The organism is Rhodococcus sp. HNM0563, assembly GCF_012726195.1.
Taxonomy (GTDB): Bacteria; Actinomycetota; Actinomycetes; order Mycobacteriales; family Mycobacteriaceae; genus Rhodococcus.
In genome coordinates, this window is record NZ_JAASAF010000015.1 from 12785 (window position 1) to 26229 (window position 13445).

A 13445-nucleotide genomic window follows, 5' to 3' on the forward strand; every position below is an offset into this window, starting at 1 on the left:
TCGTATGGGGATGAAATGTGGATCAGTGACCGAGAGTGAGATGCACTCCGGATTCGGCGGCGGATTCGTCGTACGAGACGGATCCGCGATGCGAGATCTCCACGTCGTAGTGCGACGCACCACGCGGCACGTCGGTGACGGTGAAGAAGAACGTGCAGAAGTCGCCTTCGCTCACGCTGGAGGTCAGCGCTCCTGTTGCAAGCAGTGCGCCGACGTCGTCGGAGACCCGAACTGGGGTGGAGGGTGAGATGTCGTCGTAGCCGTGGTCGCCTTCGCACTCGAACCCCGGCACAGTGCTGTCGGCGGCACCATCGATGAGCGTGACCGTGCCGCCGATTTCGAACAGGGGCGCGTCCGACACTCGATCCGCAACGAGCGAACCCGTGGCGAGAAGAGCGCAGGTCATCGTCGCGGCGCACAGACCGACCGAGAAACCCGGCCAGAACCGAGTGCCGGTTCCGCAGACCTCGGTGAGAGGGTCGGAATCGGCGGTCGGGGGAGCGAACTGAATGGTCACGGCGATCTCCTGATCGGGCAATCGGAACGCTCGAATCGTGCGTCCGAACCGAACCCGCGAACCACTTTCCTTCCGATAACCCCTATTATCGGCGCTCTGTCTCGCTCGTATCTGCGAGAGCTTCTAAATTGTGTGCATGGCAGACATTCTGGATTTCCCCGGCCGTCTCAACGAATCGGCATGGGAGCAGATGGCACTCGAGACGCTGGGCGAACTAGGGTGGCGGTACGTACACGGCGGTGACATCGCTCCCGGATCCGGAGAGCGCACGTCCTGGGACGACCTCCTCGTGCCCTCGCGCTTGCGATCCGCCATCGTCACACTGAACCCGCATGTACCTGCCAGCGCTGTGGACGACGCCGTCGCTCTTGTGGCGACAGCAGGTTCGACCGACGCCATCGCGGAGAACCGGGCCATCCACGAGTACCTCACCGAGGGCCTGCGCAAGATTTCCTACACCGACGACGCCGGCGTCGAGGTCACGCCCACCATCCGGCTCGTCTCCGTCGACCCCGACGACAACGACTGGTTCGTCGCCAACCAGGTCACCGTGATCCGCGGCGACTACGAGCGCCGCTTCGATCTTGTGCTGTACATGAACGGAATGCCGGTCGCTGTCGTCGAACTGAAGAACGCCGGTAGCGAGTACGCAAGCCTGACCGATGCACATGCTCAACTGCAGACGTATCTGCGCGAATTCCCGCTCGCATTCCGATACGCGGTGATTACGCTGGTATCGGACGGCGTCACCGCGTCCTACGGCACTCCGTTCACGCCCTTCGAGCACTTCTCCCCGTGGAACGTCGACGACGACGGCGCGCCCGTCGAACCCAGTGGCGAGCATCATCCACTCGACATCGCACTGTTCGGCCTGTTCAACCAGGAGCGTTTCCTGCAACTGCTCCGCAACTACACAGCATTCGACGAGAGTGAGAACGGCCTCATCAAGCGAATTGCGAAGCCTCACCAATACTTCGCGGTCGCCAAGGCGGTGGGGTCGACCGTCGTTGCCGTCGGCTCCGGAGGTAAAGCCGGAGTGGTCTGGCATACGCAGGGATCCGGCAAGTCCATGGAGATGGAGCTCTACGCGAACCAGGTCATCCGTCATCCTCAGCTTGCGAACCCGACGATCGTGGTGATCACCGATCGCAACGAGCTCGACGGCCAGCTCTACGAAACCTTCGCGCGGTCGCAGTTGCTCCCGGAGCAGCCCAAGCAGATTCGGCGGCGGGAAGAACTGCGCCAGGAATTGTCCGGTCGCACCACCGGCGGCATCTATTTCACGACCCTACAAAAGTTCGGAAAGAGCCGCGAGGAACGCGAGGCCGGTCTCGGTCACCCCGAGCTGTCCGCTCGTCGGAACATCATCGTCGTGGTCGACGAAGCTCACCGGAGTCATTACGACGACCTCGACGGATACGCCCGCCACCTGCGTGATGCGCTCCCGAACGCAACCCTCATTGCATTCACCGGAACGCCGATCTCCTTCGACGATCGCAACACCCGGGCTGTGTTCGGCGACTACATCGACATCTACGATCTCACCCGCGCGGTCGACGACGGAGCCACCGTCCCCGTTCATTTCGAGAGCCGTCTGGTGAAGGTCTCGTTCGCCGGGGAGATCACCGAAGAGCAGATCGACGCCTCCGCAGACGAGCTCACCGTCGGTCTCGACGACACCGAACGGACCCGCATCGAAAAGTCCGTCGCAGTGATCAACGCCGTCTACGGCACACCTGCACGATTGCAGATGCTCGCGGAAGACCTTGTCGCACACTGGGAGAATCGACGCTCGCAGATGGCGAAGTTCGTGGGCTCGGAAGAGAACCCGACCGCACCCGGTAAAGCGATGATCGTGTGCGCGACACGTGAGATCTGCGCCAACCTCTACAGCGAAATCGTCGCACTTCGCCCCGGCTGGCACTCCGACAACCTCTCGTCCGGCCGTATCAAGGTGGTGTACTCCGGTGATGCAACGGATCAGCCACCGATCAGCGACCATGTGCGCCGCGATTCCGAGAACGCCGCAATCAAGAAGCGGATCAAGGATATCGACGACGAGCTCGAACTCGTGATCGTCAAGGACATGATGCTCACAGGTTTCGACGCGCCGCCTCTGCACACCCTGTATCTCGACCGGCCGCTCAAGGGCGCCCTGCTGATGCAGACGCTTGCTCGTGTCAATCGCACCTTCCGGGGGAAGAGCGACGGTCTGCTGGTTGCGTATGCACCCGTCGCGGAGAATCTGGCCGATGCGCTGGCCGAGTACACGGCCTCCGACCGAACAACCAAGCCGCTCGGGCGACCGGTCGACGAAGCCGTCGACGCCGTCAAGAACTGCATGACGATCCTCGACAACATGCTGCACGGATTCGATTGGAGGTCGCACCGCAACGCTCCCGGACCACGGGCCTGGCTCGACGCGGTGCTCGCGACCGTCAACTTCGTGCGGGACAAGCAGAACCCACAGAACAATGTGTCAGAAGGCGAGAAGACCCTCGCTGCTCGCTATCGCGAGCATGCGTCGCAGCTGTCGCGGGTGTGGGCGATCTGCAGTACTCACGAGGACGTTCGACCCCTGGCTCGCGACGCACGCTTCTTCGAAGAGGTGCGGGTGTATGTAGCGAAGTTCGATGCTGCTGAACGGCAAGCGAACGGTGTCGCGGTACCCGAGGACGTCAAGCGCGCGTTGCGTGCCCTCATGGCTGCGTCGGTGGAATCCGGTGAGGTGCTGGACATCTACGACGCAGCAGGCATGCCCAAGCCGTCACTGGCCGACCTCAACGCGGACTTCCTCGAGCGCACGCTGCAGGCGAAGAACCCGGCCTTGGCGATCGAGGCGCTGCGCAAACTGGTGTCGGAGGAATCCCGCAAGGTGTCGCGCCACAATTTGGTGCGGCAGCGAGCATTTTCCCAGAAGCTCCAGGATCTGATGATCAAGTACACCAACAGCCAGCTCACTTCGGCCGAGGTGATCGCGGCACTCGTCGAGGTGGCGAAGGAAGTGCAGGCCGAAGCGCTGCGTGGGCAGCGATTCGATCCGCCCCTGGGCGATCACGAGTTGTCCTTCTACGATGCGGTTTCCCAGAACGAGTCGGCATTGGACGGGATGGGAGAAGACGTTCTCGCCCAGATCGCCCGGGAACTCGTCGGTGTCATGCGGCGCGATGTCAAGACCGACTGGAAGGTCCGTGAAGACGTCAAAGCCAAATTGCGGTCGCAGGTGAAGCGTCTGCTGACCCGCTACAAGTACCCGCCGGACCGGCAGACCGGAGCGATCAAGTTGGTGCTCGAGCAGATGGAGGCGATCGCCCCGACGATGGCTGCGTGACGCGACGTCGCGGTTCCCGCGATCATAATTGCTTCCCACACTGACGCTTTCGAGTGTGGGAAACGGTCTGGTGCGCGGGAAGAATGCTGCTGAGCTAACACTGTCACGCACTTTCCGTCCGTACCAGCAAGTCGTCGACGTCGGGCAGGTTCATTCGGCATATCTCGACGGCGTCCGAGTCGGAGAGTCCGAGCATGCACAGGATGTTGATTGCGAAGTCGTCGGCAGCGGCGTCTGCGTCCAGTGACGGGTCGGCGTCGAGAAGCGCTGCGAGAGAAAGTGCACCGCCCCCGGCGATGGACACTGCGATACGGCTGTCCGTGTTCCTGAAGCGTCCGGAGGCTATGCCGGCGTCGATGTCGCGGCGTGCTCGCGGGACGAGTCCGCGGTCGGCGACCGTGATTTCCAGGCCGCGGTGGAGCAGTACTCGTGTCAGCGCAGGTTCTCGGCGACAGAGTCGCACAGTCAGCCGGAGGCTCTGCCCGAACACCACAGCGGGATCCTCGTGGTCGGACAGGAGGTCGAGGATGCTGCCGAAGCGTTCGAGCGCCTCGTCGACTGCTGTCTCGAACAGTTCGTCTTTGTCGGTGAAGTGGTTGTAGAAGCTTCCGAGGCCCACGTCGGCCAGCCGGGTTATCTCGAGGACCGGAACGTTCGTCCGCCGCTCGGCTAGCAGCTTTTGCGCGGCGGCGATCAGCGCTGCGCGGGTGCGGGCGCGGCGCTGATCGGAACGGGTCTGTGTCGGCACCACCCCATTCTCACACCTTCATTGCTGACGATTTCGTCAGAACACCTTGACTGATGCACACGTCACATGTGACGATTTCGTCAACATAGGAGGTGAACGGTGCCCCAACGCAGATCACACGCCAGCCCGGCGGTGGGCCACGACGCTCATGTCGGCATACACAGCGACCAGGCGGGGCTTCCGGGAGAGCACCCGGGCCGAGCACGGAACCCGATCATCAAGGTCCGGGATTTGGCATGGCTCGAGTTCGAGAAGCCGGATTTGCGCGGAGCTGAACGCTTCGCGCACGCATTCGGGTTCGCCACGGCAGCGAAGACGCCTGGCGAACTGCATTTGCGGGGAACGGAGCGGGCTGCGCCGTGCGTGATCATCCGCGCCGGTGCGCGGTCGAGATTCGTCGGATTGACCTTCCACGCTGCGGACGTGGCCGACCTGCTGCGCCTGGCCGACGCGACCGAACGCACAGTGCGACCCCTGCCGGAGTCCATCGGCGGTCTCGGCGTCGAACTCGTCGACCCGAACGGGCTTCCGGTCCGCGTCGTAGCAGACACACGCGAGCTGGACGAGCTGCCCGTGCAGCCTGCACTGACCCACAATTTCGGTGGTGAACTGCACCGCGTCAACCGCACCCAGCGGCCGCCCCGTGTGCCGGCCCAGGTGCAGCGACTCGGCCACGTCGTTCTGCAGTCCACCCGCTATCGCCGAACCCTCGGCTGGTACCTGGAGCATTTCGGGCTGATCGTCAGCGACTTCCTCTACTACGACGGCCAGCGTCACCGTGGTCCGACGATGAGCTTCATCCGCTGTGACCGCGGATCGGAACCCACTGACCATCACACCCTGGCGATGACGCTCGGCCCGGCCAACCGATATGTCCACTCCGCCTACCAGGTGGCCGACCTCGACGCGATCGCCGCAGGCGGTGAGTACCTGCGGGACGAGGGGTACCGGCGCTCCTGGGGCATCGGCCGGCACATCCAGGGCAGCCAGATCTTCGACTATTGGCGCGACCCTGACGGTTTCCTCGTCGAGCACTTCAGCGACGGTGACATGTTCGACGCCTCCCTCGCTCCCGGTTGGGCACCGATGACCGCCTCTGGCCTGGCCCAGTGGGGTCCGCCCGCGACCAAGGACTTCCTCGGCATCGCGCCGGGAAAAGAATCGGTCGCCGAGTTCCGATCCATGATCCATTCCCTGCGCGAGGAGAACGAGTGGGACCTCGAACGCCTCCGCGGACTGATGAAAGTAGCTGCAACGTGAGTACCTCTGTTCTTCGCACCGCCGACGCCTGGTGGGCCCTGACCTCCGAGGGGACCGCCGCCCGCGTCGACACTGCCGCCACCACGACTGCCGAGTTGCTCGCCGACCGCGCAGCCGTCGAGGCGGCCGCCGCATCGTCCGCCGGCACCCCGGTCGACGACCTCGACCTGCTCGCCCCCGTCACAAATCCGTGCCGCGTGGTCGCGCAGATGACCAACTACGTCAGCCACGTCACAGAATCGGGTATGGATCCGGAGACGATCCCGTTGACGTTCTTCCGCAAGGCATCCGGCTCGATCAGTGGCCCCCACGACGACATCGTCCGCCCTTCGCACGTGAAGTTCCTCGACTACGAGGTGGAACTCGGCCTGGTGATCGGACGCCCGCTCGAGGTCGGCGTCGAGATCAACTCGGACAACTGGACGGATTTCGTGGCTGGGGTGGTGATCACCAACGACGTCTCTGCGCGCGACGTCCAGCTTCCCAAAACCCAGTTCTACGAAGCGAAGTCGTATCCGACCTTCACCCCCACCGGGCCCGTGCTGGTTCTCCTGGACGCGTCCGAACTGGAACGATTCCGCGAGTTCCGGTTGCGGCTCGCGGTCAACGGCGAGACTCGCCAGGACAACACCGGCGCCGACATGATCTACGCCCCGGCCCAGGCGCTGGCGGCGCTGGCCCGTTTCCAGCGACTCGCACCGGGTGACCTCGTCCTCACCGGGACTCCAGGAGGAACCGCGCTGAAGGCGCCGCCGCGCGTGGTGGAGAAGATCGGCGCCCTGCTCCCTCCCGCAATGAAGTGGAAAGCATTCTTCAAGTCCCAGGCGAAGAACCCTCGCTACCTCGAGGACGGGGACGTCGTCGAGATCACGATCGAGACCCCCGACGGCAAGATCGACCTCGGCACCCAGCGCACCACTGTGAGGTACGCCCGATGACCCCCGACAATGAGGACACTGTCCTCTGGCCCGCGACCTTCGACCATCCCGGCGACCTCGCCGCCGTCGAAGCGGTGCCGTTGGACGACCGGGGTCTGCCCGAGACGACCTACGAGGCCCTCGCGCGGGCCGGCAGCCTCTGGCCCGACCGTACCGCGATCACCGTGCTTCCCGATGCCGAAAGGTGGCAGTCGCCGACGCGCCGCACATACCGCGAAATGCTGGTAGACGTGCACCGCTACGCCAACGCGCTGCACGGGCTCGGCGTCCGCCGTTCCGATGTCGTCGCGATCATGTCGCCGAATTGCGACGAACTGATCACTGCCACCCTCGCCGCCGAGCTGGCCGGTATCGCGATGCCCGTCAACGGAGCGTTGGCCGACACCCACATCCGGCACCTGCTCGAACGGTCAGGTGCCCGGGTACTGATTGCCGCCGACTCCACGCTGGACCCGGCGGGATGGGAGCAGGTGCGGGCGCTGGTCGCAGCCGACGTGCTCGACACTGTGCTGCTTATCGCCCCGACAGGCGAGACAACGGACGTCGCAGCGGAACTGGAGGGAGCGGCCGTGCTCTCGTTCGCTGCGCTCGCCGCAGAAACCGGCGGCGAGCGATTCGATGGTGAGCTGCCGACCGCGGACGACGTGGCGGCACTGTTCCACACCGGTGGCACTACCGGTGCACCGAAGCTGGCCGCACACACCCATCGCAACGAGATCGTCGACGCCTGGTCGGTCGCGGCAGCTTCGGAGCTGGGCGAGAACACGACGATCTTCGCCGCGCTGCCACTGTTCCATGTCAACGCACTGGTGGTGACACTGTTGGCGCCGACGCTGCGCGGTCAGCACGCGGTGTGGGCGGGACCGCTCGGTTACCGCGATCTACCGCTGTACGGGTGCTTCTGGAAGGTTGTGGAGCACTACGGGATCACCACGATGAGTGCGGTGCCCACCGTCTACGCCGTCCTCGCCAATGTGCCCGTCGACGCCGACATCAGCTCGCTGCGAATGGCGGTCGTCGGTGCGTCGATGCTGCCGCCCGCCGTGCGCCGTGCGTTCGAGGAGCACACCGGGATCACCTTGCTCGAGGGCTACGGCCTGACGGAGGCGACGTGCGCGAGCGCCCGCAGTTTCCTCGACCACCCCCGGCCCGGATCGGTCGGGCAGCGGCTGCCGTACCAGCGGATCAAGGCGGTCCGCATCGACGACGATGGCACCTGGACCGACCTGCCTGCCGGTGACTCCGGCGTGCTCGCGATCAGCGGCCCGGCCGTTTTCCCGGGGTACGTCGTCGGCCGCGACGTCGAAAGCGGACTCGTCCTCGACGGACTGGGCAAGCTGGTCGACGGATGGCTCGATACCGGTGATCTCGGCGCCGTCGACGCGGACGGGTTCGTGCACCTCACCGGTCGGGCGAAAGACCTGATCATCCGCGGTGGCCACAACATCGACCCGGCCCAGGTCGAGGATTCCCTGTTGTCGCACCCCGCGGTCACGGGTGCGGCCGCAGTCGGGATGCCCGACGTGCATGCCGGGGAGGTCCCCGTCGCTTACGTCACCCTCAGCGCTCCCACCACCGAAGCCGACCTCGTCGCATGGGCGAAGGAACACGTCGCCGAACCTGCCGCCGCCCCCAAGTCGGTGCAGGTCGTCGACATGCTTCCGGTGACGGCGGTCGGCAAGCCGTACAAGCTGCCGTTGCGGGCCGACGCTGCCCGCCGCGCCGTCACCGCGGCCCTCGCAGAGCACGACGGCGCCGTCGAGGTGACGGCCGACGTGGAGGACGGCGGCGTGACGGTCACCGTGGTCGCCCAACCCGGCACCGACCAGACAGCGCTGGCCCAGATTCTCGACGCCTTCGCACTGACATGGCGGGTGGCCACCCGGTGACCGCACTGACAGTTGTCCTCGCGGTGCTCGCGGCCCTGCCCTTCATCATGTTCGGGCTCGCCAAGGTCACGGGACGACTCGGAATGCCAGAGCGAGCCGCTCACCTCGGATTCACCGAGGCGGCCTACCGACGTATCGGCGTCCTGGAGATCGTCGGCGCGGCCGGACTCCTCGTCGGCCTGGCGTTTCCCCTGATCGGGGTCGCGGCGGGTGGGTGCCTTCTGGTGTTGGTCCTCTCGGGTGCGGTGCTCCACCTGAGAAGCGGTGACGGTCCGAAGGGTGCGGCACCGGCGCTGGTCGCCGCCATGCTGGTTGTGCTCTACGGCATTGTCGGGGCGAGTATATGAGGACGACGGAACCTGTTGACGTGATCGTGGTCGGGGCAGGACCGACCGGTGTCACTGCAGCGGCACTGCTCGCTCGGTACGGCGTTCGTTGCCTGGTACTCGACCGGTGGTCGGACGTCTATCCGATGCCCCGAGCTGTCCACCTGGACGACGAGGTGTATCGGATCCTCGGCCGGCTCGGCGTGGCCGACGCGTTCGCGGCCGTCTCCCGGCCCGCGCTCGGACTGCGACTCCTCGACAGCGATCACCACGTCCTCGCCGAGTTCACACGAGACAGTCGAGTCGGCATCCACGGCTACCCACAGGCGAACATGTTCGACCAGCCGGCGTTGGAGGCGATTCTCCGGGCACATCTAGCGACCCTGCCTACGGTCACCTTCCGCGGCGACGTGGAGGTGACTGCCGTCGACCAGGTCGCACACGACCGGGTGCGGGTCGTCTTCGAGGACCGCGCGACCGGCACCGCCGAAGTGGCCGAGGCCGCGTTCGTACTCGGGTGCGACGGCGCGAACAGTCTGGTGCGCAACAGTATCGGCGCAACGATGACCGATCTCGGTTTCGAGCAGCGCTGGCTGGTCGTCGACATCGAGACCGACCACGAACTCGGCGCGTGGGAGGGCGTGCACCAGGTGTGCGACACCCACCGCGCGGCGACGTACATGCGCATCGGCGACCGGCGGCATCGCTGGGAATTCCGTCTCCTCGACGGCGAGAGTGCTGCGGACTTCGCGACTGCCGACGCGCTTGCACCGCTCGTCGCGCCGTGGACCGGATCCGTTCCCGTCGAAGATCTGGTCCTGCACCGGATCACCGATTACACCTTCCGCGCACAGATCGCGGATCGATGGCGGGACCGGCGGATCTTTCTCCTCGGTGACGCCGCGCACCTGACGCCGCCGTTCATCGGTCAAGGTATGGGTGCAGGCCTGCGCGACGCCCTCAGCCTGTCATGGAAGGTGGCGGGGGTGCTCTGGGGCGGTCTCGACGAGGGGTGGCTCGACACTTACGAAACCGAGCGCCGCCCACATGCGAAAGGCCTGATCACCCTGGCGGTTTGGATGGGACGCGCCATGACGGGCGGGGGCCGGCTCGGTGACATCGCCCGCGGGGTACTTGCGCCCCGGCTGGACCGGGTCCCCGGTCTGAGCCACCGGGTCACGGACAGCACAACACCGCCACTACGTGGACGCACTGTCGCGTTGGACCGAGGGGGCCACGGACTTGCCGGCACCCTGTGCCCGAACCTCCCGACGGACGCAGCGGGTACCTACTCACGTTTCGACGACGGGCCCGCCGCAGGCCGATTCTCGCTCGTGACGGCCGTGCCGGTCAGCCAGCACACGCGGTTGCTGGTCACCGAACGCGGCGGGACCGTCGTCGATGCCGCCCCGGGTACGCCCCTGCACGGGTGGTTGAACGCAGGCAATGCCCGCGCCGCGCTCGTCCGCCCCGACAACACCGTGCTGGCCGCGGGCCGGTCGGCGTCCGCGCTGGCGTACCGGATGCCGTCGTTCCATGCTCGGCCGGTTCGACAGCGAACCCGGTGACCGGTCGCGGTTCCCGCGATCAGAATCGCTTCCCACACCGACGCTTTCGGGTGTGGGTAGCGTTCTGGCGCGCGGGACGAGTGCTGCGGAGCTGTCAGGATCCGAGCATCTCCTGCAGGTCGTCGAGCACCAGCATCGCGCCGGTGGGGCCGAGGCCGAGGAACCAGGTTTCGTCGCTGACCCGCTCCACTCGACCGTCCTTGACGGCCTCGATCTGATTCCAGAGCGGCCCTGCGACAACGGTGGCCTCGTCGGTGCTTTCGGGCCGGCCGTAACTGGTGTAGAAGATCTGGTCGCCGTCGGCTTCCATGATCGTCTCGGGGCTCAGCTCCACCGCGAGCTCGTCGATGTCCTGGATCGCGGGTCGGGGGAGTCCGGCATCCTGCAGAATCACGCCGATGAACGACAAGTTCCCGTACAGGCGGATCTTCCCCGACATGAACCGGACGAGTGAGATCGTGGGGTCACCATCGATCGATGCGCCGACCTCGTCGGCGCGCGCCTGGTAGTTGTTGAGAACTTCCACGGCCTCGTTCTCGTCGCCCACGGAGTCTGCGACGAGCAGGAAGTTCTCCTTCCACGGAAATCCGGGCCTGATGCTGAACACGGTCGGTGCAATCGACGAGAGCTGCGGGTAGAGCTTGTCTGCGCGCAGCTGGCTGCCGAGAATCAGGTCTGGTTGGAGGGCGCTGATCGCTTCGAGGTTGAGGTTGTTGATCGTTCCGACATCGGCGACGCCGTCGAGCTTGTCGGCCAGGTAGGACGGCTGCCCGGAGGCGCTTTCCGGGCTGGCCAGGCCGACCGGGGTGATGCCGAGCGACAGGACGTCGTCGAGCTCACCGCTGTCGAGCACGATCACCCGTTCGGGTTTGCTCTCGATGACGGTCTCACCGAGAGCATGGGTGACGGTGCGTGGAAACACCCCGGGTTCGGCGTCGCTGCCGAGCTTCGCCGTTTCGGTGTCTGCCGTGCTGAACCGTTCCCCGCCGGTCGCGACATCGGCGTTGCCGGCAGCTTGCCCGGCAGTATCGGTCGAGCCGCAGGAAGCGAGCAACGCAACTGCGAGGGCTGCGACGCCGACGCGAGACCATGATCTGAACATGCAGGTGAGGCTAACTTACTGATTCCGATCTTGGTGGGGTGAGTCACGGTGTGCGAAACCAATCTGCCGTGCGAGGGAACCAAAACACGATTCGACGCATCCAAGTATGTGACGGGGGCGGCGTGCCTCCGCGCATGCAGACACACACGGAGGCGCGATGTCCCAGCAGTTCGCTCAGGCAGGTTTCCAGTACGGCCAGGTCGCAGCTCCCTCGCGACCGGCGCTGCCCGCGCAGAACACCGGTTGGGCGGTTGCCGCACTCCTCTTCTTCTGGCCGCTCGCATTCTCGGCGTTCGACAACTCCTCCAAGGTGTTCCCACTGTGGATGATGGGCGATTACGAGGGTGCCGCCCGTGCGTCGGCGCAGGCGAAGAAACTCGGCAAGATCGCGCTGCTCGTCTGGGCAATAGTCATTGTTTTGCTCATCGTGCTCTACGTCGTCATCTTCGCTGCGGCGATGGCGAGCCTGGAGGCAGTGACGGAGTACCCGTCGTATCGGTGAGTTGTTCGGTCCGGACGGTGATGTGGTGTGAGAGCACGGCCATGCTGAACAGGCCGACCGCGAGGTTGGGCAGCGCACCGAATCCTGAGGTGGCGAACTCGGCCAGCGCGTTGAGAGCAGTGAAGATCAGCGCCGCGGTGCGCAGGGCGCGAAGCCCGCGCAGCGAGTCGTTGCGATGCACCGCGATCATGGCGGGTAGTGCCATTGTCAGCGTGATCGTCGCACTTGCGAACAGGATGCCGCTGGTGATGCTCATGCTGTCGATGTCGATCCGGGTGTCTGCGGTACCGAGATGTACTCCGCCCGTCACGATCTGCACGATGCCGAGTGCCACGCCCGCTGCGGCGACCAGCACCATGATCCATCCGACGACCGGAACCCAGCGTGGGCTACTGAACAGCTTCGCGATCAGGCGGGCCGCCAACCGCTGACCTGCTCCGAGACGATCATCGCGGTGTTCTGCTGCGTCGAGTACCGCGCGTACTCCCTCGATCGTGTGTATGTCGGCACCGAGCATTTGTGCTTGCTCGAGCATGAGTGCCGCGGCCTCGCGTCGGTGCGGTGGGATGCCACCGGCGAGTCCGTCGGCGGCGATGGCAGCAGCGTTGGCGAGGTATTCCTGCGCAGTCGGCGCGCGGGTGATCCGAACCAGTCGGTTCGCCACGAGCACGACGACGATGAGTACGTACATGATTTCTGCGGACGGACCGTAGAAATAGTCGTTGTCTTTCGTGACGAACTTGCCGATCTCGTCGAGAAACAGGCCGAAGCCGATGCCGCCGACGACAATTGCGAGCAGCCGTGGCCCGAAACCGAGGAAGAGCCAGCCGATCAGGAGTGCCGTCATCATTGCGGCCCCGCCGTAGAGCGCGTGCGCGATGTGCAGTGTCTCGCCGCCCACTTGCGGGTACCCGGTCAGTTCCAGGTAGAGGCGGGTGACGAGAATCGTGATGATGGCGATGACGAGAAATGCCTCGGCGTAAGTACTGCCGTAGGCAGTGCGCAGTACGTGCCGCTTCGCGTTCCCGGATCCGACCGTCACGAAATCTGATTCAACCGGATCGGCGGCGTTTCAGCCGGAGAACTGGCGTCGGTAGGAGCTGGGTGTGGTTCCGAAGGCCGACGCGAAGTTCTGCCGGAACGTCACAGTGCTCCCGAAGCCGCACACGGACGCGACGGCGTCGATGCCCCAGTCGGTGGTTTCGAGCAGCACTCGCGACTCGTGCAGGCGACGCTCGCAAAGAGCAACCTGGTCGAGTCCACC

The 13445-nt window shown here is 65.3% G+C and carries 12 protein-coding genes; 7 read left to right on the plus strand and 5 right to left on the minus strand.

All coding sequences use genetic code 11. From position 1 onward, the window contains the following. Positions 1 to 22: 22 nt before the first annotated feature. Positions 23 to 517 (minus strand): hypothetical protein, encoded by a 495-nt coding sequence (locus HCA61_RS24915; protein WP_169690874.1) that lies wholly within the window; start codon positions 515 to 517, stop codon positions 23 to 25. 136 nt (positions 518 to 653) lie between these two features. Between HCA61_RS24915 and HCA61_RS24920 the strand changes: the two genes are divergently transcribed. Then, the gene (locus HCA61_RS24920; protein ID WP_169690875.1) at positions 654 to 3848 is read left to right on the plus strand and encodes a type I restriction endonuclease subunit R; all 3195 of its coding nucleotides are present in this window, start codon (positions 654 to 656) and stop codon (positions 3846 to 3848) included. A 103-nt stretch (positions 3849 to 3951) separates the two neighbouring features. On the opposite strand, the gene HCA61_RS24925 is transcribed toward HCA61_RS24920, so the two are convergent. Further along, positions 3952 to 4596 (minus strand): TetR/AcrR family transcriptional regulator, encoded by a 645-nt coding sequence (locus tag HCA61_RS24925; RefSeq protein ID WP_346777645.1) that lies wholly within the window; start codon positions 4594 to 4596, stop codon positions 3952 to 3954. A gap of 99 nt (positions 4597 to 4695) precedes the next feature. Between HCA61_RS24925 and HCA61_RS24930 the strand changes: the two genes are divergently transcribed. Genes HCA61_RS24930 through HCA61_RS24950 form a run of 5 tightly spaced genes read left to right on the plus strand, consistent with a single transcriptional unit; the run spans position 4696 to position 10577 of the window. Beyond that, entirely contained in the window at positions 4696 to 5856 is a 1161-nt protein-coding gene (locus HCA61_RS24930; protein WP_346777646.1) for a VOC family protein, read from the plus strand. After that, a complete protein-coding gene (locus HCA61_RS24935; RefSeq protein ID WP_169690877.1) occupies positions 5853 to 6794 on the plus strand; it encodes a fumarylacetoacetate hydrolase family protein in 942 nt (313 codons plus the stop codon). The genes HCA61_RS24930 and HCA61_RS24935 overlap by 4 nt, the downstream gene beginning before the upstream one ends. Next, the gene (locus HCA61_RS24940; protein ID WP_169690878.1) at positions 6791 to 8683 is read left to right on the plus strand and encodes an acyl-CoA synthetase; all 1893 of its coding nucleotides are present in this window, start codon (positions 6791 to 6793) and stop codon (positions 8681 to 8683) included. Before HCA61_RS24935 ends, HCA61_RS24940 begins: the two co-directional genes overlap by 4 nt. After that, entirely contained in the window at positions 8680 to 9030 is a 351-nt protein-coding gene (locus HCA61_RS24945) for a DoxX family protein (protein ID WP_169690879.1), read from the plus strand. The genes HCA61_RS24940 and HCA61_RS24945 overlap by 4 nt, the downstream gene beginning before the upstream one ends. After that, complete coding sequence (locus HCA61_RS24950; protein ID WP_169690880.1) at positions 9027 to 10577, plus strand: bifunctional 3-(3-hydroxy-phenyl)propionate/3-hydroxycinnamic acid hydroxylase; 1551 nt, start codon at positions 9027 to 9029, stop codon at positions 10575 to 10577. Before HCA61_RS24945 ends, HCA61_RS24950 begins: the two co-directional genes overlap by 4 nt. 94 nt (positions 10578 to 10671) lie before the next feature. On the opposite strand, the gene HCA61_RS24955 is transcribed toward HCA61_RS24950, so the two are convergent. Next, positions 10672 to 11679, minus strand: coding sequence for an iron-siderophore ABC transporter substrate-binding protein (locus HCA61_RS24955; protein ID WP_169690881.1), 1008 nt, complete (start codon positions 11677 to 11679; stop codon positions 10672 to 10674). A 157-nt stretch (positions 11680 to 11836) separates the two neighbouring features. Here HCA61_RS24955 and HCA61_RS24960 point away from each other — a divergent pair, with 157 nt between their 5' ends. Continuing rightward, positions 11837 to 12181 carry a CD225/dispanin family protein gene (locus HCA61_RS24960; RefSeq protein ID WP_169690882.1) on the plus strand — a complete coding sequence of 115 codons (345 nt, stop codon included), beginning with the start codon at positions 11837 to 11839 and terminating at the stop codon, positions 12179 to 12181. On the opposite strand, the gene HCA61_RS24965 is transcribed toward HCA61_RS24960, so the two are convergent. Then, positions 12120 to 13223 carry a hypothetical protein gene (locus tag HCA61_RS24965; protein WP_169690883.1) on the minus strand — a complete coding sequence of 368 codons (1104 nt, stop codon included), beginning with the start codon at positions 13221 to 13223 and terminating at the stop codon, positions 12120 to 12122. The two genes, HCA61_RS24960 and HCA61_RS24965, sit on opposite strands and share 62 nt — an antisense overlap. Before the next feature lie 30 nt (positions 13224 to 13253). Then, positions 13254 to 13394 (minus strand): helix-turn-helix domain-containing protein, encoded by a 141-nt coding sequence (locus tag HCA61_RS26535; protein ID WP_308198798.1) that lies wholly within the window; start codon positions 13392 to 13394, stop codon positions 13254 to 13256. Positions 13395 to 13445: the final 51 nt, after the last annotated feature.